This is a genomic window from Gordonia sp. GONU (assembly GCF_024733855.1).
Lineage (GTDB): Bacteria > Actinomycetota > Actinomycetes > Mycobacteriales > Mycobacteriaceae > Gordonia > Gordonia amicalis.
On the sequence record NZ_JANRHB010000008.1, the window covers coordinates 184,918 to 204,633 of the forward strand.

Below are 19,716 nucleotides of genomic sequence, written 5' to 3' on the forward strand. Positions count from 1 at the left end.
GCCGAGCGTTAGAGTGTGGACATGGTTCTGCGCGCGTGGGCCGAAGACATCACGGCCCCGATCGAGCGCGTCACAGCGGCCCTGAGCCGTCTCCGTGACGACCCGACAGCCCTCGGCCCGGACGCCCTCGACGACGAGGGCTGGGTCGCGTTGCTGGGCGCCTCCGGCACCGAGCTCGAGGAACTGTGCGAACTCGCCGATGCGGTCCGGGGCCGGGTCACCGAGCCGGGCGTCCTGACCTTCGTCGTGAACCGCAATCTCGACACCGGGGTCGCCGCCCGCCTCATCTCGGATGAACGGCGATCCGACGATCCGACACTCGCCGATCTGGTCGGGGAGGCCGTCGAACTCGGCGCCACCGAGATCTGCATGCAGGGGCCGTTGCCCGCCGACCGGCCGGCCGGTGACTACGTGCGCCTGGTCGAAGAGATCACCGGCGCGGCAGACGGTCTGCACCTGCACGCGTACCGCGCGGCGGAGATCGCCGACGGGGCGGCCCGAACCGGGACGACGGTCGACGAACATCTCCGCCGGTTGCGCGCCGCCGGACTCGGGTCGATCCCCGGAACGGCCGCCCAGATCCTCGACGACACCGTGCGCGGGTATCTGTCGCCGACGGGCTCCGCACCGGCGCGTGAGTGGATCGAGGTCGTCGAGGCCGCGCACGGCGTCGGCCTGTTCTCGACCGCAACCATCGTCTACGGGCACGTCGAGACCCCCGAGCAGCAGGTCGCACACCTGCGGACCCTGCTCGGAATCCAGCGCCGCACGGGTGGTTTCAGCGAGCTGATCCTGATGCCGATGGTCTCGTCGAACACGCCGCCGCATCTGATCGACGCCGCGACGTCGACCGCGTCGCAACGGGAGACCCGCGCCCTCCACGCGGTCGCCCGCCTGATGTCCACCGGGCTGATCGACCATCTACAGGTTGCCTGGACCAAGCTGGGGTCCGACACCGTCGACCTTCTGCTGCGCGGCGGTGCCGACGACATCGGCGGCCTGCTTCTCGACGGCCGGCTCATGCCGCATGCGGGTCCGGAGGCGGGTCGTGTCCTCGACGTCGACACCCTCGTCGCCGTCGCCGATCGTGCCGGGCGCACGCCACGTCAGCGCACCACCCGCTACACCGAGCCGGAAACGCATCGGCTGCTCCCGCTCCCGCAGGTACGTTCGTGACGGGAACGGCGACGCAGGGGGGTGACCGGGTGGACGAAAACGACGGGGTGCACGACATCGACGTCGCCATCGTCGGTGCCGGCTTCGCCGGCCTCGGCATGGCCACGCAGCTCGCCCGTCGCGGCCGCGAGTCCTTCGTCGTCCTCGAGCGGGCCGACGCAGTGGGCGGTACCTGGCGCGACAACGTCTACCCCGGCATCGCGTGTGACATCCCCGCGCATCTGTACTCGTTCTCGTTCCGCCCACCGGCCGACTGGGCGTCGCGGTATCCGAGCGGCCGCGAGATCCGTGATTATCTCGAACAGACCGTCGCCGACGAGGGTCTCGCCGAGCACATTCTGCTGAACTGCGAACTGCGGCAGGCGACCTGGGACGAGGCTGCAGCCGGCTGGATGATCACCGCGGCCGGCGCGGACGGCTCCGGCCGGACGTTTCGTGCGCGGACGCTCGTCCTCGCCGTCGGCCGTTTGTCCGAGGCCAGGATCCCCGACATCGAGGGTCTCGTGGGGTTCCCCGGTCAGGTCGTCCACACCGCGGCCTGGCACGACGACGTCGCCGTCGACGGGGCCCGGGTCGGTGTCGTGGGCACCGGTGCGTCGGCGGTGCAGCTCGTCCCGCACCTGGCCGACGCCGCCGAAGAGCTCGTCGTGTTCTGCCGGACCGCTCCCTACGTGGTGCCGCGAGAGGACCGCCGCTACACCGCTGAGGAACGTGCCGCCCTGCTCGATCCGGAGGTCGCCGGCGAGGTCCGCCACCAGCTCCTCACCGAGGCCGACGGCGCGTTCCGGCAGCGACTGGGCCTGCATCCCGACATCGACGAGATCCGGGCGCGGGCCCGCGACCACCTCCACCGCCAGGTCGACGATCCGCTGTTGCGTGAGCTCCTGACGCCCGACTACGAGATCGGATGCAAGAGAATCCTGCTCAGCGACGACTTCTATCCGTCGCTGCAGCGGCCGAACGTGGTCTTCGAGCCGAGCGCGCTCGATTCCGTCACCGAATCGAAGGCCACCGCACGCAGCGGACGCACCTTCGACCTCGACGTCCTCGTGATGGCAACGGGTTTCGAGTCCGCGCGGCCGCCCGCGGCGAGCCGCGTCGTCGGCCGGGCGGGACTTCGCTTGTCCGAGCACTGGTCGTCGGGGATGACCTCGTACGCGTCGACCGTCGTCAGCGGATTCCCCAACATGTTCGTCCTCGACGGGCCGAATGCGGCGCTCGGCCACAACTCGGCGATCTACATGATCGAGACGCAGCTCGACTATGTGCTCGGCGCTCTGGAGTTCCTCGGGGACAGTGATGTGGGGGCGTTGGAGGTCTCGCCCGAGGCCGAGGCCGCCTACACTCGTGAGATCGACGAGCGCAGTGCGTCGACCGTGTGGCTGACCGGTTGCGACAGTTGGTATGTCGACCCGGACAGCGGACGTCTCACGCTGCTCTGGCCGGGCACCGCGGCGTCGTTCCGCGAACGCAACGGGACCTTCGACCCCGCGCCGTACCTGACCAGTCGTGATCCTTCGGAAGGGGAACGATGACCGACCTCAGCATCCCCACGGTGCGGGCCGAGGCTGTGGAAAATCCTGCCGCGGAACGTTCTTCATGTGAGGCGATCGATGCCGCCCTGGCCGCTGCAGAGGCCCGCGAGTCCATCGACATCGACCAGGCGGTCACGCTGCTGTCTTGTGCGGGTGCGGATCTCGTCCGCCTGCAGTCGATCGCCGGTGCGATTCGCGACGAGGGGCTCGACGCGGTCGGGCGTTCGCGTCAGGTCACGTACTCGCGCAAGGTGTTCATCCCGCTGACCCGGCTGTGCCGGGACCGGTGTCACTACTGCACGTTCGTGACGGTGCCCGGCAAACTCGCCCGCGCCGGCGAGGGGTTGTACCTCGAACTCGACGAGGTCGTCGACCTCGCCCGTCGGGGTGCCGAACTCGGCTGCAAAGAGGCTTTGTTCACGCTCGGTGACCGCCCCGAGGACCGGTGGCCCGAGGCGCGCGAATGGCTTGCCGCGCGCGGCTATTCGTCGACCCTCGACTACGTCCGCGCGGCCGCCGTGGCCGTGCTGACCGAGACCGGCCTGCTGCCACATCTGAATCCCGGGGTGATGAGCCTCGAGGAGATCCTGCGTCTGCGTCCGGTGGCCCCGTCGATGGGCATGATGCTCGAGACCACGTCGCGCCGTCTGTACACCGAGAAGGGGCAACCGCACTACGGCAGCCCGGACAAGGACCCGCTGGTCCGGATGCAGGTGCTGCGCGACGCCGGGACCGCGCGGGTCCCGTTCACGACCGGCATCCTCGTCGGGATCGGCGAATCACTGTACGAGCGAGCCGAATCCCTGCTCGCCATCGCGAAGGTGCACGCCGCGGGCGGTCACATCCAGGAGGTGATCGTGCAGAACTTCCGGGCCAAGCCCGACACCGCGATGCGATCCACCCCCGACGCGGAGATGACCGAGTTCCTCGCGGCGGTCGCCGTGGCGCGCATCGTCCTCGGACCGCACATGCGGGTGCAGGCGCCGCCGAACCTGGTGTCGCCGGCCGAGTGTGCCGCGCTCATCGCCTCCGGCATCGACGACTGGGGTGGGGTGTCGCCGCTGACCCCCGACCACGTGAACCCCGAACGTCCCTGGCCGAATCTGGATGCACTGGCCGCCCGCACCGCCGAGTCGGATTTCGTTCTCACCGAACGGATCACGGCGCAGCCGACGTATGTGCTCGACGCCGCGGACTGGATCGACCCGGCACTCGCACACCATGTGTCCGCGCTCGCCGACCCGTCGACCGGCCTCGCCGTCGACACGTGCCCGGTGCCGCGTCCGTGGCCCGCGGTGGCCTAGACCCCCGCGAGATCGTCCCCTCTGGGCAGAAGGGCTCCTGACCAGCGGTTCCGGCGGCGAAGTGGCGATGTCTTCGCTCGCTGGAGGAGTCGCGATCGAGCCGTGTCGGCATCAGCCGAGCACGGGTGCGAGCGCCTCGTAACCGCCGATCACATCGGTCGCGCGATGCAATCCGAGGTCGTGAAGCGCCGCGGCCGCCAGACTCGACGTGTAACCCTGCTGGCACAGGATGATCCACCGCACATCGTGGTCGACGGCTTGGGGGATGCGTGCGTCGCTGGCCGGGTCGCATCGCCATTCGAGGACGTTGCGCTCGATGACCAGTGACCCCTGGGCCTCGCCCTCCGCGGCGCGCTGGGCCGCCGGTCGGATGTCGACGAGGACGGCGCCGGCCGCGAGTTCGTCGGGCACCGATGCGGCGTCGATCCGTTCGATACGTTCGCGGGCCGCGGCGAGGACGTCGTCGATGGTGCGCGGAGCGGGCTTGTCGCTCATTCGGGTTCGTCGGTCAGGACCGTGCGGGTACGACGCAGGTGGCCGGCGTCGGCCACCTCGTAGTACGACATCGCGGTCAGCGGCGGCGAATAGGCGTGCACACTCAGCGTCGGGCCGGTCACCTCGACCGTCGGGTTCTTCACGACGTCGTGCACCCACCCGAGCGGGAAGGCGGCCTGGTCGCCGGCATCGAGAACGCGCACGGCCAGATCGTCCCCCGTCCAGTGGTACTCCCGCAAGGACCCCGACAGGACGGTCAGCGCACCGAGGGAGCCGGCATGGTCGTGGAGTTCGGTGGCCTCCCCGGGAGTCCAGCTGATGAGCCACAGGTCGAGGTCGTCGTCCGCATGCAGGCGCGTCGACCATCGGTGGGTGGTGTCCCACTCGGCCGGTAGAAGGGTGTCGTGACGGCCGTCGAGCACATCGGCCACCCCCTGGTCGGTGATGCGGAGAAGGTCGGCCGGCCGCAGGTGCGTCGGCAGGTGGGTTCGTGTCCGCGGCGCGATCGCGGTCACCGGGCCTCGGGTGCTCGGGGTGACGTTCTTCGGTGGGGAAGCGGCGATCGAGGTGCGAGCCAGGGTCGAGGTCATGGCAGATCCTTGAGAGGGGAGTGGATGTGTGGGTCGGGGCTGATCAGGTCAGCGACAGCACATACACATCGACCGCGAGGTCGGTTCGAGTCCCGGAACGGCCCATCGGCCGGAACGGGGACGGTCTACCGCGACCGGGTTCGACACGACGATCATGCCGCCGAGAATGCCCGACGCCTCGGCCGGAGTCGAGAATTGTCGGCACACTGAGCGAAAGTCGCCCGTCACGCCGGTGGGCACCCGGTCATCGATGTGATCCTCGTTACAGCAAGGCCTTCTGCATGTCCTGGAGCCGGGGGCCGATTTCGTCGTGGACACCACCGCAGCGGATACTGTGGGATGCGATTCGACCAGCCCTCGGATCGCGCCGGCGCCGACGCCGGAGAGTCGTTCGACGCCGAGCTGCTCACCCTGTCGCGCCGACAACGATCTTCCCTAGCGAAGGAGTGAGTGGTGACCTACATCATCGCGGAGCCTTGCGTCGACGTCCTGGACAAGGCTTGCGTGGAGGAATGCCCCGTCGACTGCATCTACGAGGGTGAGCGCATGCTCTACATCCAGCCGGATGAGTGCGTCGACTGTGGCGCGTGCGAACCGGTGTGCCCGGTCGAGGCGATCTTCTACGAGGACGATGTCCCGGATGAGTGGGAGCCCTACGTCAGCGCGAACGCCGACTTCTTCGACGACCTCGGCTCGCCCGGTGGCGCCAGCAAGGTCGGCAAGACCGATGCCGACCCGGCCTTCATCAAGGGCCTGCCGCCGATGAACCAAGAAGACTGACAGCCGACAAGACCGACGGTACGACGCAGACAGACAGTACGAAGAAGACAGAGCGGCCCGCAGTGAGCACACCCATTTCCCGCGCAGCAGCGCCGCTCCGCGTGTCGTCGACGCGCGTGAGCGGTCGGCTGCCCGATTTCCCGTGGGACACCCTCGCGGGTGCGAAAGCCACGGCGCAGTCCCATCCCGACGGCATCGTCGACCTGTCGGTCGGCACGCCGGTGGATCCGGTGCCGGCGCTCATCCGGGACGCGCTGGCCGACGCCTCCGGCTTCCCTGGGTACCCGACCACCATCGGCACCACCGAGCTCCGTGAGGCCGCTGCCGAGTCGCTGACGCGGCGTCACGGTGTCACCGGGCTCGACGAGTCGGGCATCCTCCCGGTGATCGGCACCAAGGAGGCGATCGCCGGCCTGGCGTCGACCCTCGGCCTGGGACCGGGGGACGAGGTCGTGATCCCGGAGGTGGCCTACCCGACCTACGAGGTGAGTGCGCTGCTGGCCGGTGCTCGGCCGGTGCGCGCGGATTCGACCGTCGCGCTGGGGCCGTCGAAGCCCGCGCTGATGTTCATCAACTCGCCGTCGAACCCGACGGGCAAGATCCTCGGCGTCGACCACCTGCGCAAGGTCGTCGGATGGGCACGCGAACGCGGCACCGTCGTGGTGTCCGACGAGTGCTACCTCGGCTTGAGCTGGGAGGGCGAACCGCTGTCGATCCTCGACCCGCGGGTGTGCGACGGCGACCACACCGGTCTGCTGGCCGTGCACTCGCTGTCGAAGATCTCCAACCTCGCGTCGTACCGTGCCGGCTTCTTCGCCGGTGACCCCGATCTCATCGCCGAACTCCTCGCGGTGCGCAAGCACGCCGGCTTGATGCTGCCGTTCCCGATCCAGGGGGCCATGACCGCAGCCCTCCGCGACGACGCGCACGTCGACGAACAGCGTGCGCACTACGCGGATCGTCGTCGTACGTTGCTGGCCGCGGTCGAGGCGGCCAGGTTCCGCATCGACCATTCCGAGGCGGGCCTCTACCTCTGGGCCACCCGTGACGAGCCGTGCCGCGACACCGTCGCCTGGCTCGCCGAACGCGGAATCCTCTGTGCGCCCGGTGATTTCTATGGTCCGGCAGGGCAGAAGCACGTCCGCATGGCGCTCACCGCCTCCGACGAGCGCATCGCGGCCGCGGCCGCGCGACTCACCGCGTAAACCCACCACAAACGGAGAAACCCAGCACCCGATGGGTGCTGGGTTTCTCCATGAGTGGTGGGTTTGTGGAACCTCAGTTGTGCTTGTGCAGCGCCTCGTTGAGTGCGATGCCGTCGCCCTTCCACGGCACGACCTCGACCGCGCCGGTCAGGCTGTTGCGCCGGAACAGCAGATTCGACTGACCTGAGAGGTCGCGCGCCTTGATCTGGGTGCCGTCGGGGCCGGTCACCTTGGTGCCGGCGGTGACGTACAGCCCGGCCTCGATGACGCAGTCGTCGCCGAGCGGGATGCCGCAGCCGGCGTTCGCGCCGAGCAGGCAGCGCTTGCCGAGCGAGATGATCTCCTTGCCGCCGCCGGAGAGGGTGCCCATCGTCGACGCGCCGCCGCCGATGTCGGAGCCGTCACCGACGACCACGCCGGCCGAGATGCGACCTTCGACCATCGACGACCCGAGGGTGCCGGCGTTGAAGTTGACGAAGCCCTCGTGCATCACGGTGGTACCGGCGGCCAGGTGGGCGCCGAGCCGGACACGGTCGGCGTCGCCGATGCGGACTCCGCCGGGGACGACGTAATCGACCATGCGCGGGAACTTGTCGATGGAGTACACCGTGACCGGGCCGCGGGCGCGCAGCTTGGTGCGCACCGACTCGAAGTCCTCGACGGCGCACGGGCCGTGGTTGGTCCAGACGACATTGGTGAGCATCCCGAAGATGCCCTCGAGGTTCGCGCCGTGCGGCTCGATGAGCCGGTGGGAGAGCAGGTGCAGCCGGAGGTAGACGTCGTAGGCGTCGACGGGGGCGGCAGACAGGTCGGCGATGCCGGTGCGAACCGCGATGGTCCGGACGCCGCGGGCCTCGTCCACACCCACCAGGTCGCGCAGTTCGGACGGCGTCGACTCCTCGTCGAGGACGACGGTCTCGGCGGTCTCGACGCCGTCGAGTTCGGGTGCGGGGAACCAGACGTCGAGCACGACTCCCGGGGTCGACCCCCCGTCGGTCACGGTTGCGATACCAGTTGCGTGTGCGCCAGTAGTTGTCACGACTCGTCAGTCTAGGTGATCGAGGACGGCGACTCCCGCCGCCCACCGGTCGTCCAGGCATCGCGGTACTCGGTGCGCGGCGTCATCCGAATGGCTCAAAGTCCTGGTGGGAGCGTGTTCGCCGCTCGTATCGTCGCAGCCATGACCGGCCACGACCGACCTTCCCCACCCGCCCCGCGGCGCAGACGCCGCCGGCTCTGGGTACTCGGTGGCGTGGGGTTCGTGGTTGTCGTCGGCGTCGCGGTCGCGGCGGTGATCTTCCAGCCGTGGCTGATCTTCGTCGACACCGAGGTCGACGACGAGATCCCGGTCGCCGTGACGCCGTCCACCTCGCAGGTCGGTCAGCCGCCGCCGGTCGCGCCGGTCGTGGTGTCACAGGGACGATTCATCAGCCACGAGCACTCCACCTCCGGAACCGTGTCGATCATCGAGAAGCCGGACGGCTCGCGGGTTCTCGCCATCGAGGACCTCGACACCACCACCGGACCCGATGTCCACGTCTGGCTGTCGCAGGCCGAGGTCGTCGAAGGTCTCGGCGGTTGGCGAGCCGCGGCCGACCCGCCACACGTCGACCTCGGGATGATCAAGGGCAACAAGGGCAACCAGGTCTACGAGATCCCCGCCGATGTCGACCTCGACGACAATCCGGCGGTGTTCCTGTGGTGCGTGAAGTTCAGCGTCTCCTTCGGCGCCGCCGAACTGACCTCACCGCCCGCCGACTGACCCCGCTACCGTATGTGCGTGAGCACCGCACTCGACCTCGCCGCCGATCCCGTCGAACTGACCGCCGCCCTCGTCGACATCGAGAGCGAGTCACGCAACGAGACGGCGATCGCCGATGCGGTGGAAGCGGCACTGCGGGAACAGACGACGGGCTTCGAGATCCTTCGGCACGGTAATCGTGTGCTCGCCCGGACCGATCGTGGTCGCGCCCAGCGTGTCATCCTCGCCGGGCACCTCGACACCGTGCCGGTGGCCGGCAATCTGCCGTCGCGTCGGGAGACGCATCCCGAGGAGGGTGACGTCCTGCACGGTTGCGGCACCGTCGACATGAAGTCGGGCGACGCGGTGTTCCTGCACCTCGCCGCGACGCTCGACGAACCCGCGCACGACCTGACGCTGATCTTCTACGACTGCGAGGAGATCGCTGCCGAGTTCAACGGCCTCAACGACATCGAACGTGAGCTGCCCGAATGGCTCGCCGGCGACGTCGCCATCCTCGGCGAACCCACCGCCGGTCTGATCGAGGCGGGATGCCAAGGGACGCTTCGGGTTCGACTGTCCACCTCGGGCACTCGATCGCATTCGGCCCGCTCGTGGATGGGCGACAACGCGATCCACAAACTCGGGGGAGTGTTGACGAAGCTCGCCGGATACGAGGCTCGTCGCGTCGACATCGACGGGTGCGAATACCGCGAGGGACTCTCGGCGGTCGGGCTCGGCGGCGGTGTCGCGGGCAACGTGATCCCCGATGCTGCGCACGTCGACGTGAACTTCCGCTTCGCCCCCGACCGTTCCGTCGAACAGGCCCTCGACCACGTGCGCGAGATCTTCGCCACCGACCTCGCCGATGGCACGGTCACCCTCGAGGTCACCGACGCGGCGGCCGGTGCGCTCCCGGGCCTGGCGCACCCGGCGGCGGCCGCGCTGGTCGAGGCCGCTCAGGGGCGCTTCCGGGCCAAGTACGGCTGGACCGACGTCTCGAGGTTCTCCGCACTCGGCATCCCGGCGGTGAACCTCGGACCCGGCGACCCCAACCTCGCCCACCGCGTCGACGAACGGGTGCCGGTCGAGCAGATCCGCACGGTCACCGACCTGCTGCGCACCTATCTGTCCTGAGCCGCCCGACGCCGGGCGTGGGTGGGTCGGCCCGCTGCTAGCGTGAGCCGCATGTCGACCAATCCGGAATCGTCCGCGTCCGATCCCGCCGCCGACGACGTCTACTACGTCGGACCCATCCGCGTTCGCCCGAAACAGCGCGGCAAGACGACGGACCGGCGTCTCCTCGAGTGGATCGACCCGCGCGACGAGAACCGTCGCGCCGAACGCACGATGCGCGATTCCTGGCGGGTGCTGCGCATCCAGTCGGAGTTCGTCGCGGGCTTCGACGCCATGAGTGAGGTCGCGGAGGCGGTGACGGTCTTCGGGTCGGCACGTCTCGCGCCCGAATCGCCGGAGTACGCACTCGGCGTGCGGGTCGGACGTGCGCTCGGGGAGGCGGGTTATGCCGTCATCACGGGGGGCGGGCCCGGCGTGATGCGGGCGGCCAACCAGGGTGCGCACGAGGCGGGCGCCCAGTCGATCGGCCTCAACATCGAGCTGCCCTTCGAGCAGGACCTCAACCCGTGGGTCGACCTCGGCATGAACTTCCGCTACTTCTTCGTGCGCAAGACCATGTTCGTGAAGTACGCGCAGGCCTTCGTCTGCCTGCCCGGCGGGATGGGCACGCTCGACGAACTCTTCGAGGCGCTCACCCTGGTGCAGACGAAGAAGGTCGTGCGATTCCCGATCGTCCTGGTGGGCCGTGATTTCTGGGGTGGGTTGCTCGACTGGATGCGCGACGTCCTGGCCGCGCGCGGGATGATCTCTCCCGAGGACCTCGACCTCCTGACCGTCGTCGATGACCCCGACGACGTCGTCGCGGCGATCGAGGCGGCCGCTCCCACCCAGCCCGGCGCGAAACAGCCCGGCGCCGATGGCACGATTGCCCGGTGAGTGCCGTCTGTGTCTACTGTGCGTCCGGTCCCGTCGAGCAACGCTTCCTCGACCTCGCTTCCGAGGTGGGCGCGGCGATCGCGCGTGCCGGCCACTCGGTCGTGTCCGGCGGTGGCAATGTCTCGATGATGGGCGCGCTCGTCACCGGGGCGCGCGCGGAGGGCGGCACCACGATCGGGATCATCCCGAAGGCGCTGATCCAGCGCGAAGTCGCCGATCTCGGGTCCGACGAACTCGTCATCACCGAGACCATGCGCGAGCGCAAGCGCCTCATGGATGAGCGCGCGGATGGTTTCATCACGCTTCCCGGGGGTATCGGAACACTGGAGGAGCTGTTCGAGACCTGGACGGGCGGCTACCTCGGGATGCACGACAAGCCGGTGGTTCTGCTCGATCCTTTCGATTTCTACGCGCCGCTCCTGGGCTGGCTGCGAGAGTTGTCGACAACCGGGTTCGTCTCCCGGCGATCGCTGGACCGGCTGCTGGTCACGGCATCGATCGACGAGGCGATCGAGTTGGCGACACAGCGGTAGAACTTCCTACCGGCCGGTAAGGTAGCCCGGTGAGTGCGCGGGGCACTCACGACGCCCAGCGGAGAGCGGAGCCCACATGTCCCCAGACACCCAGCGCAAGGACGTCCAGACAGGCACGACGAACGGTTCGACCAAGGATGCGGTCAAGACCGTCGGCGTCGTGGATCTCCTCCGCGGAGTGGTGAAGATGGCGCCACACGCGAGCGGGATGATCAAGCACGCACCGGGCCTGATCCGTCGGCCACCGGAGGCCAAGAAGACCATCGGATCGGTGTTCCAGAAGCACGCGGCTGCGCATCCGGACCGCCCGTTCGTCCGTTTCGAGGGACGCACGACCACCTACGGCGAAGCCAATCGCCGTGTGAACCGTTACGCCGCAGTCCTTTCCGAGGCGGGCGTCGGCAAGGGTGACGTGGTGGCGCTGCTCTCCAAGAACAACGCCACCGATCTGTTGCTGATGCTGGCGACGGTGAAACTCGGCGCGATCGCCGGGATGCTCAACTACAACCAGCGCGGTCACGTCCTCGAACACTCGGTCGGGCTGCTCGACGCCCAGGTGCTCGTCCACGATCCGGACTGCGCCGAGGCCTTCGAGTCGATCCCGGAATCGGTGCTGCCCGAACACGTCTACGACTTCGCCCAGTTCGATGCGGCCGCGGAGGGCAAACCGGACTCCGATCCGGAGATCACCGCGCAGCTGCCGGCGTCGACCAAGGCCTTCTACATCTTCACCTCGGGGACCACCGGAATGCCCAAGGCCAGCGTGATGAGCCACAACCGCTGGCTGGCGAGCCTCTCCGGCATCGGTGGTCTCGCGGTTCGACTACGCCACAGCGACACCATGTACGTGCCGCTGCCGCTCTATCACAACAACGCCTTGTCGGTGTCGCTGTCGTCGGTGCTCGCATCGGGTGCGTGCATCGCGGTCGGCCGCTCGTTCTCGGCGTCGAAGTTCTGGGACGACGTGATCCTCAACCGCGCCACCGCGTTCTGCTACATCGGCGAGTTGTGTCGCTATCTGCTGGCGCAGCCGGAGAAGCCCACCGACCGGCAGCACTCGGTTCACACCGTGGTCGGCAACGGGATGCGGCCCGACATCTGGGACGAGTTCCGCGAGCGGTTCGGTGTGGACCGCGTCGTCGAGTTCTACGGCGCCAGCGAGCTCAACCTGGCCTTCGTCAACGCCTTCACCGTCGACAAGACGGCCGGGTTCTGCCCGTTGCCGTACAAGATCGTCGAGTACGACGATGAGGGCAACCCCAAGCGCAACGACGACGGGCGGCTCACGGAGGTGGGCAAGGGCGGCACCGGTCTGCTGCTCGCGCAGATCTCCGACCGGGTACCGATCGACGGCTACACCGACGAAGAGGAGACCGAGAAGAAGATCGTTCGGGACGCCTTCAAGAAGGGCGATGCGTACTTCAACTCGGGTGACCTCGTCCGCGACCAGGGCTTCGCGCACATCTCCTTCGTCGACCGGCTCGGCGACACGTTCCGCTGGAAGGGTGAGAACGTGGCCACCACCGAGGTCGAGGGTGCGGTCGACTCCTACGACGCGGTCGCCCAGTCGGTGGTCTACGGTGTCGAGGTGCCCGGCACGGACGGTCGCGCGGGGATGGCGGCCGTGAAGCTGCGCGAGGGCGCCGACCTCGACCCCAAGCGTCTCGCCGAACACCTCTACGAGGAGCTGCCGTCGTATGCGGTCCCGCTGTTCGTGCGGATCGTCGACGACTTCGAGCGGACCTCCACCTTCAAGAACCGCAAGGTCGAGCTCCGCAAGGAGGGCTACGCGGAGGCCGATGCCGACGCCGGACAGGTCTATGTCCTGCTCGGCAAGGAGAAGGGTTACGTGGAGTACTACGAGGACTACGCCGACGAAGTGGCGGCCGCCAAGGTTCCCAAGGGATGACCGTTTCGCCGACCCTGTGCGGTCGTCCGGTGGCCACCGACCGCGCGTTGGTCATGGCGATCGTCAACCGCACGCCCGACTCCTTCTACGACCGTGGCGCCAGCTTCGACGACACGGCCGCGCAGCGACGCGTCGACCAGGTGGTCGCCGAGGGGGCCGACATCGTCGACGTCGGCGGCGTGAAGGCAGGGCCGGGCGAAGAGGTCGACGCGACCACCGAGGCTGCCCGCGTGGTCCCGATGATCTCGTGGATTCGTGAGCGCCATCCCGACGTGCTGATCAGCGTCGACACCTGGCGCAGCGAGGTCGCCGACCAGGCGTGCGCGGCGGGCGCCGATCTCATCAACGACACCTGGGCCGGCTACGACCCCGAGGTCGTCGCGGTGGCGGCCGAACGGGGAGCCGGGATCGTCTGTTCCCACACCGGTGGTGCCGTCGTGCGGACCCGGCCGCACCGTGTCGCCTACGGCGATTCCGTCGACGCCGTGGTCGCCGACGTACTCGCCGAGGTGACCGGTGCGGCGGAGCGGGCGCTGGCAGCGGGCGTGCATCGAGATGCGATCGTTATCGACCCGACGCATGATTTTGGCAAGAACACTCACCACGGGCTCGCTCTGTTACGCCATGTGAAAGATCTTGTTAATACAGGCTGGCCGGTCCTGATGGCGCTGAGCAACAAGGATTTTGTGGGGGAGACTCTGGGTACAGATCTAGAGCAACGGTTGGAGGGAACTCTCGCCGCGACGAGTCTGGCTGCCGCCGACGGCGCCCGGATTTTTCGCGTTCACGAGGTCGCCGCCACTCGTCGCGTGGTCGACATGGTCGCTGCCATCGCGGGAACGAGACCGCCCGCCCGAACAGTCAGGGGACTTGCATGACCAAGCAGAAGCGACGTAACCCCATCAGTCGTGACAAGGCCACCGTGTGGCCGACGCCGGCCGAGTCGCTCGCGGACGAGCGGCAGTGGTCGACGACCCACACCTGGGAACAGCCGAAGTGGACCATCGAGGAACTCGTCGCCGCCAAGGGCGGACGCACCGTCTCGGTGGTTCTGCCTGCCCTGAACGAGGAAGAGACCGTCGCCGATGTGATCGCCACGATCATGCCGCTGTACGGCACGCTCGTCGACGAACTGATCGTCCTGGACTCGGGCTCCACCGACGCCACCGCCGAACGTGCACTGGCCGCCGGCGCGCAGGTCATCACCCGCGAAGAGGCGGTGCCGGAACTCGAACCCGTCAAGGGCAAGGGGGAGGTGCTGTGGCGCTCGATCGCCGCGACCACCGGCGACATCATCGCCTTCGTCGACTCCGACCTGATCGATCCGGATCCGATGTTCGTGCCGAAGATGCTCGGCCCGCTTCTGGTGAATCCCGAGATCCACCTCGTCAAGGGGTACTACCGCCGTCCGCTGCGTACCGGCGGCACCCAGGACGCCAACGGCGGCGGTCGAGTCACCGAACTCGTCGCCCGGCCGCTGTTGGCCTCGCAGAAGCCCGACCTCACCGCGGTCCTGCAACCGCTCGGCGGCGAATACGCCGGAACCCGCGAGATGTTGTCGTCGGTGCCGTTCGCGCCCGGCTACGGCGTCGAGATCGGACTCCTCATCGACACCTACGACCGCTACGGCCTCGCGGGCATCGGCCAGGTGAACCTCGGCGTCCGCACCCACCGCAATCGTCCGCTGATCGAACTCGGCGTGATGAGCCGTCAGATCGTGGGCACGCTCATGCGCCGGTGCGGCATCGAGGACTCCGGTGTCGGGCTGACGCAGTTCACCGCCGAGCCCGACGGCTCGTTCACGCCGCACACCACCGAGGTCTACCTCGAGGACCGTCCGCCGATGAACACCCTCCGCTCGATGGGCTCCAAGGTGATGGCCTCCTAGCCGGCCGATCCACCCGACTCCGGCGACACGGTGACACGCCCTCGGCGTGACGCGGTGTCGCCGGATGCTTGTGCGGGCCGGACGGAGGCGGCCAGGTGCCGGCGGGGCCGCGGGACGACGGTCTGTCAGGATGGAATGTATGCAGACCCTGCTGCTGTACCTGCTGATCATGGCGCTCGTCGCCGGGGCAGTGTTCGCCGTCGTGTGGTTCGTCTTCGGGCGCGGGGAGGACCTGCCTCCGGTCGAACCCGAAACCACACTCACCCGTTTGCCGACGGTCGGGATAAGTGGCGACGACGTCCGGGCGCTGCGGTTCGCGCAGACGTTGCGGGGCTACAAGCAGTCCGAGGTCGATTGGGCGCTGGCGCGTCTCGCACGCGAGGTCGACGACCTCCGGTCGGTCATCACACGTCTCCGGGAGCGCGACTCCGGGACAGGTGTGACCCACGGCTCCACAGGCGTTCCCGAGACCGGAACGGGCGACACCACCGGCTCCGAGAACGGCCGGGAGCAGAGGGTTTACGACGACCCGACCCCCAATCCCGCATCCCGCGAAGGAGGTCCGTCGGTACCCTCCGACCGATGACCGGATCACGCCGGAACAGCGCTTGTGTCGCGCACTCGCATTCGATTGAGACGACGACACGTATCATGTTCAAAGCAGGGACACTGTGAAGGGAGCTTGAGAATGGCGGCAATGAAGCCACGTACTGGGGACGGCCCCCTCGAAGCGGCCAAGGAAGGGCGTGGAATCGTTGTCCGGATTCCGATCGAGGGCGGAGGTCGCCTCGTCGTCGAGCTGACCGCCGACGAAGCCGCCGCACTGGGTGAAGAACTCCGCGGGGTCACCGGCTGAACGGAGATCTCGCCGACGTCGTCGAGTTGCTTCGATGCCCGGTGTGTGCCGGGCCATTCGAGACCGGTCTCCCGGGGGCCGGGCACGACGAGACTTCCCCGGTTGTAGCCGGGTCTGGGCCGTCGCCGCGTGGAGGGACACTCCGCTGCGGTGACGGTCACTCCTTCGACGTCGCCAAGCAGGGTTATGTCTCACTGCTCGACGGACGTTCGGGATCGTTGCGCGCCGACACCGCCGCCATGGTCGCGGCCCGCGCACGGGTGCACGACGCCGGGTTCTTCGCTCCGGTCCTCGACGCGGTGGCGGACCGAACGCGCGAATTAGGTGCCGGCGTCGACAAACCCGTCGTACTCGATGCGGGAGCCGGTGGCGGCCACTACCTTCGCGCCGCGGTCTCCGCACTCGCCGACGCCTCGCCGTCCGTCGAGGCCCGCGGGCTCGGCATCGATCTCTCCAAATTCTGCGCGCGGGCCATCTCCCGCGGCACCCCACGCCACGCGGCGATCGTCGCCGACATCTGGCGTGGCCTCCCGGTCGCCGATGACGCTGTCACTGTTGCGCTCTCGGTGTTCGCACCACGCAACGCGGCCGAGTTCGCGCGGGTACTGCAACCCGACGGTGGACTCGTCGTCGTCAGTCCGGCCGCCGACCATCTCGCCGAGATCATCGAACCCATGCGGATGCTGCGCGTCGACTCCGGCAAATCCGAACGGCTCCAGGCAACATTCGCCAACGGCTACGAGATCCTCGATTCGTCGACGATCCGTTCCGTCACCGAACTCGACGCCCAGACCGTGGGCGACCTGGTTGCGATGGGCCCGTCGGCCTTCCATGCCGACGACGCCGACATCCGCTCACGTGCAGACGCATTCGTGGGGAAAGGCGTCGTCGATGTGACACTGTCGGTGGTCGTCACGGTCTGCCGCCCGACCCCGCAGGGCTGACCCCCGCTGGACGGAGATGCTCGGTCAGCGCAGTACGGACCGGTATACCCCGAGAGTCTGTTCGGCAATCGTCGCCCAGGAGAATTCGGCCTCGGCCCGTTCGCGGCCGGCCACTCCCATCGCCGCCGCCCCGGCGGGATCGCCGACGACCGCGTTGACCGTCTGGGCGAGATCGTGTTCGAAGGCTTGCAGATCGACCGGGTCGTAGGGCACCAGACGGCCGGTGACGTGGTCGCGCACGACCTCCGGGATGCCCCCGACCTCCGACGCCACCACGGCGGTCGCGCAGGCCATGGCCTCCAGGTTCACGATGCCCAGCGGTTCATACACCGACGGGCACACGAAGACCGATGCGGCGGTGAGGATCTCGCGGATGCGGGGAAGCGGCAGCATCTCCCGAACCCAGTGCACACCCGGTCGTGATGCCGACAGTTCACCGACCGCCGCCTCGATCTCGGCGCCGATCTCCGGGGTGTCCGGTGCTCCGGCACAGAGCACGAGCTGGATGTCGGGAGCGAACCGGTGTGCGGCCGAAACCAGATGGGCGACGCCCTTCTGCCTCGTGATACGTCCGACGAAGGCGACGATCGGGCGGTCGGGATCGATGCCGAGCGCGGTCAGCGTCGACTCCGGCCCGAACGGATCGTCGACCGGATACCACTGGCTGGTGTCGATGCCGTTGCGCACCACGTGGACACGTTCGGGGTCCAGTCGAGGGTAGGTGTTGCAGACGTCGTTGCGCATTCCGGAACTCACCGCGATCACCGCATCCGCGTATTCGACTGCGTTGCGCTCGACCCAGCTCGACACGCGATAGCCGCCCCCGAGTTGTTCGGCCTTCCACGGCCGCGACGGTTCGAGCGAATGCGCCGTGAGGATGTGCGGGACGCCGTACAGCTGCCCGGCGACGTGGCCGGCGAGTCCGGTGTACCAGGTGTGGGAGTGCACGACGTCGGCGCCCTCGGCGCCGACGGCCATCCGCAGATCGGCCGAGAGTGTCGTGATCGCCGCATTCGCACCGGCCAGACCCGGATCGGGTGAATAGACCGCTGCGGTCTCCCGTTCGGCACCCATGCAGTGCACGTCCACGGTCGCGAGATCGCGTAGATGGCGGACCAATTCGGTGACGTGTACACCGGCGCCGCCGTACACCTCGGGCGGGTACTCCCGTGTCATCATCGCCACCCTCATACCGACGACGCTAGTGGCATCGCGGGCAGTTCGCCATCGCTGTGCGAACACGACCACGAATCCGATGGCGCCGTCGTCTGGCCGAGGCTCCCGATCGCGGTTAAGTTGGGGGAGTGAGATCACAGCCGCACGTCCTCGGCATCGTCCTCGCCGGCGGCGAAGGCAAGCGCCTTTATCCGCTGACAGTCGACCGGGCCAAGCCCGCGGTGCCCTTCGGAGGTGCCTACCGGCTGATCGACTTCGTGCTGTCGAACCTGGTCAACGCCGGATACGAGCGCATTTGCGTGCTGACACAATACAAGTCGCATTCGCTGGACCGGCACATCTCGCAGACGTGGTGGACGTCGGGTTTCCACGGCGAATACATCACCCCGGTGCCGGCCCAGCAGCGACTCGGACCGCGCTGGTACACCGGCAGCGCCGACGCCATCTTCCAGTCGATGAACCTCATCACCGACGAACAACCCGAGTACATCGTGGTCTTCGGTGCCGATCACGTGTACCGCATGGACCCGTCGCAGATGGTCGATGCGCACATCGAATCGGGCGCCGACGTCACCGTCGCCGGCATCCGCGTACCGCGCGCCGAGGCGTTCGCCTTCGGGTGCATCGACTCCGACGCGTCCGGCAGGATCACGCGTTTTCTCGAGAAGCCCGCGGACCCGCCCGGGACACCGGATGATCCGGACTCGACCTTCGCCTCGATGGGCAACTACGTGTTCACCACCGAGGCACTCGTCGACGCCTTGCGCGCCGACGCCGCCGACTCCGACTCCGACCACGACATGGGTGGCGACATCATCCCGGCCTTCGTCGACCGCGGCACGGCGTATGTCTACGACTTCAAGGACAACGAGGTACCCGGCGCAACCGAACGCGACAAGGGGTACTGGCGCGACGTCGGGACCCTGGATGCGTTCTACGAGGCACACATGGACCTCGTGTCGGTGCACCCGATCTTCAACCTCTACAATGGTCGCTGGCCGATCCGCGGTGAGACGCACAACCTGCCGCCGGCCAAATTCGTCCAAGGGGGAGTGGCCGAGGACTCGGTGGTCGGCTCGGGCTGCATCATCTCGGCTGGGACCGTACGCAATTCGGTGCTGTCGTCGAACGTCATCGTCGAGGACGGTGCAATCGTCGAGGGCAGTGTCCTCATGCCGGGCGTACGCGTCGGCAAGGGCGCCGTCGTCCGCCGGGCGATCCTGGACAAGAACGTCGTCGTCGGCGACGGTGAGCAACTCGGCGTCGACCCCGACTCCGATCGGGAACGCTTCTCCGTCAGCGCCGGTGGCGTGGTGACCGTCGGCAAGGGGATTCGGGTCTAGCGCCGAACTTCTGCTCCCTGACGAGCGTCCGGAGCGAGCCACGAAGCGCCGGTGAGGTCGACTCACCAGGCCTTCGTGGCTCGTCGCTTGCGCTCCTCGCACCTCAGCCTGGATGCACCGATGTGGTGTGCCGGTGGTGGTGGAGGGTGTTGTGGGCGTGCGGTTTTGGGGGTGGTGGTATGTGGGCGTGGGTGGTCTGCCGATCTCGGAATGTCGGCTTGTTTCACT

The 19,716-nt window shown here is 68.1% G+C and carries 20 protein-coding genes; 16 read left to right on the forward strand and 4 right to left on the reverse strand.

Annotated features, from left to right (window positions below):
• Positions 1–21: 21 nt before the first annotated feature.
• The 3 genes from NWF34_RS10730 (at position 22) to cofG (ending at position 4,015) form a co-directional block, all read left to right on the forward strand.
• On the forward strand, positions 22–1,176 hold the full coding sequence (locus NWF34_RS10730; RefSeq protein WP_024499015.1) for an FO synthase: 1,155 nt from the start codon (positions 22–24) through the stop codon (positions 1,174–1,176).
• A gap of 98 nt (positions 1,177–1,274) precedes the next feature.
• The gene (locus NWF34_RS10735) at positions 1,275–2,711 is read left to right on the forward strand and encodes an NAD(P)/FAD-dependent oxidoreductase (protein ID WP_238064298.1); all 1,437 of its coding nucleotides are present in this window, start codon (positions 1,275–1,277) and stop codon (positions 2,709–2,711) included.
• On the forward strand, positions 2,708–4,015 hold the full coding sequence (gene cofG, locus NWF34_RS10740) for a 7,8-didemethyl-8-hydroxy-5-deazariboflavin synthase CofG (RefSeq protein ID WP_024499013.1): 1,308 nt from the start codon (positions 2,708–2,710) through the stop codon (positions 4,013–4,015). Before NWF34_RS10735 ends, cofG begins: the two co-directional genes overlap by 4 nt.
• 111 nt (positions 4,016–4,126) lie before the next feature.
• Here the strand turns inward: cofG and NWF34_RS10745 are convergent, their stop codons facing one another.
• The gene (locus tag NWF34_RS10745; RefSeq protein WP_024499012.1) at positions 4,127–4,510 is read right to left on the reverse strand and encodes a rhodanese-like domain-containing protein; all 384 of its coding nucleotides are present in this window, start codon (positions 4,508–4,510) and stop codon (positions 4,127–4,129) included.
• Positions 4,507–5,100 carry a cysteine dioxygenase family protein gene (locus NWF34_RS10750; protein ID WP_024499011.1) on the reverse strand — a complete coding sequence of 198 codons (594 nt, stop codon included), beginning with the start codon at positions 5,098–5,100 and terminating at the stop codon, positions 4,507–4,509. The genes NWF34_RS10745 and NWF34_RS10750 overlap by 4 nt, the downstream gene beginning before the upstream one ends.
• 450 nt (positions 5,101–5,550) lie before the next feature.
• Here NWF34_RS10750 and fdxA point away from each other — a divergent pair, with 450 nt between their 5' ends.
• A complete protein-coding gene (gene fdxA, locus NWF34_RS10755) occupies positions 5,551–5,880 on the forward strand; it encodes a ferredoxin (RefSeq protein WP_024499009.1) in 330 nt (109 codons plus the stop codon).
• 62 nt (positions 5,881–5,942) lie between these two features.
• Complete coding sequence (gene dapC / locus NWF34_RS10760; RefSeq protein ID WP_024499008.1) at positions 5,943–7,085, forward strand: succinyldiaminopimelate transaminase; 1,143 nt, start codon at positions 5,943–5,945, stop codon at positions 7,083–7,085.
• Between the two features lie 73 nt (positions 7,086–7,158).
• On the opposite strand, the gene dapD is transcribed toward dapC, so the two are convergent.
• Entirely contained in the window at positions 7,159–8,124 is a 966-nt protein-coding gene (dapD, locus tag NWF34_RS10765; protein WP_081712447.1) for a 2,3,4,5-tetrahydropyridine-2,6-dicarboxylate N-succinyltransferase, read from the reverse strand.
• Between the two features lie 141 nt (positions 8,125–8,265).
• Between dapD and NWF34_RS10770 the strand changes: the two genes are divergently transcribed.
• The 10 genes from NWF34_RS10770 to NWF34_RS10815 all read left to right on the forward strand — a co-directional run bounded on the left by NWF34_RS10770 (position 8,266) and on the right by NWF34_RS10815 (position 16,969).
• Entirely contained in the window at positions 8,266–8,847 is a 582-nt protein-coding gene (locus tag NWF34_RS10770; protein ID WP_051349624.1) for a DM13 domain-containing protein, read from the forward strand.
• Positions 8,848–8,859: 12 nt separating this feature from the next.
• Positions 8,860–9,963 (forward strand): succinyl-diaminopimelate desuccinylase, encoded by a 1,104-nt coding sequence (dapE, locus tag NWF34_RS10775; RefSeq protein WP_035760519.1) that lies wholly within the window; start codon positions 8,860–8,862, stop codon positions 9,961–9,963.
• A gap of 51 nt (positions 9,964–10,014) precedes the next feature.
• Positions 10,015–10,839: a TIGR00730 family Rossman fold protein gene (locus NWF34_RS10780; protein WP_006435999.1), complete on the forward strand. Its 825-nt coding sequence runs from the start codon at positions 10,015–10,017 to the stop codon at positions 10,837–10,839.
• Positions 10,836–11,372 carry a TIGR00730 family Rossman fold protein gene (locus tag NWF34_RS10785; protein WP_024499004.1) on the forward strand — a complete coding sequence of 179 codons (537 nt, stop codon included), beginning with the start codon at positions 10,836–10,838 and terminating at the stop codon, positions 11,370–11,372. Before NWF34_RS10780 ends, NWF34_RS10785 begins: the two co-directional genes overlap by 4 nt.
• A gap of 76 nt (positions 11,373–11,448) precedes the next feature.
• Positions 11,449–13,281: a long-chain-acyl-CoA synthetase gene (locus tag NWF34_RS10790; protein WP_024499003.1), complete on the forward strand. Its 1,833-nt coding sequence runs from the start codon at positions 11,449–11,451 to the stop codon at positions 13,279–13,281.
• Positions 13,278–14,159 carry a dihydropteroate synthase gene (gene folP / locus NWF34_RS10795; RefSeq protein ID WP_024499002.1) on the forward strand — a complete coding sequence of 294 codons (882 nt, stop codon included), beginning with the start codon at positions 13,278–13,280 and terminating at the stop codon, positions 14,157–14,159. The genes NWF34_RS10790 and folP overlap by 4 nt, the downstream gene beginning before the upstream one ends.
• On the forward strand, positions 14,156–15,169 hold the full coding sequence (locus NWF34_RS10800) for a glucosyl-3-phosphoglycerate synthase (protein ID WP_024499001.1): 1,014 nt from the start codon (positions 14,156–14,158) through the stop codon (positions 15,167–15,169). The genes folP and NWF34_RS10800 overlap by 4 nt, the downstream gene beginning before the upstream one ends.
• Positions 15,170–15,308: 139 nt before the next feature.
• Positions 15,309–15,755 (forward strand): DivIVA domain-containing protein, encoded by a 447-nt coding sequence (locus NWF34_RS10805; RefSeq protein ID WP_024499000.1) that lies wholly within the window; start codon positions 15,309–15,311, stop codon positions 15,753–15,755.
• A 102-nt stretch (positions 15,756–15,857) separates the two neighbouring features.
• Positions 15,858–16,025, forward strand: coding sequence for a DUF3117 domain-containing protein (locus tag NWF34_RS10810; RefSeq protein WP_004019232.1), 168 nt, complete (start codon positions 15,858–15,860; stop codon positions 16,023–16,025).
• 41 nt (positions 16,026–16,066) lie between these two features.
• Complete coding sequence (locus tag NWF34_RS10815) at positions 16,067–16,969, forward strand: putative RNA methyltransferase (protein WP_024498999.1); 903 nt, start codon at positions 16,067–16,069, stop codon at positions 16,967–16,969.
• A gap of 24 nt (positions 16,970–16,993) precedes the next feature.
• Here the strand turns inward: NWF34_RS10815 and glgA are convergent, their stop codons facing one another.
• Positions 16,994–18,160 (reverse strand): glycogen synthase, encoded by a 1,167-nt coding sequence (gene glgA, locus NWF34_RS10820; RefSeq protein WP_258325006.1) that lies wholly within the window; start codon positions 18,158–18,160, stop codon positions 16,994–16,996.
• Positions 18,161–18,273: 113 nt separating this feature from the next.
• Between glgA and glgC the strand changes: the two genes are divergently transcribed.
• Positions 18,274–19,488 carry a glucose-1-phosphate adenylyltransferase gene (gene glgC, locus NWF34_RS10825; protein ID WP_024498997.1) on the forward strand — a complete coding sequence of 405 codons (1,215 nt, stop codon included), beginning with the start codon at positions 18,274–18,276 and terminating at the stop codon, positions 19,486–19,488.
• The last annotated feature ends 228 nt before the right edge of the window (positions 19,489–19,716 follow it).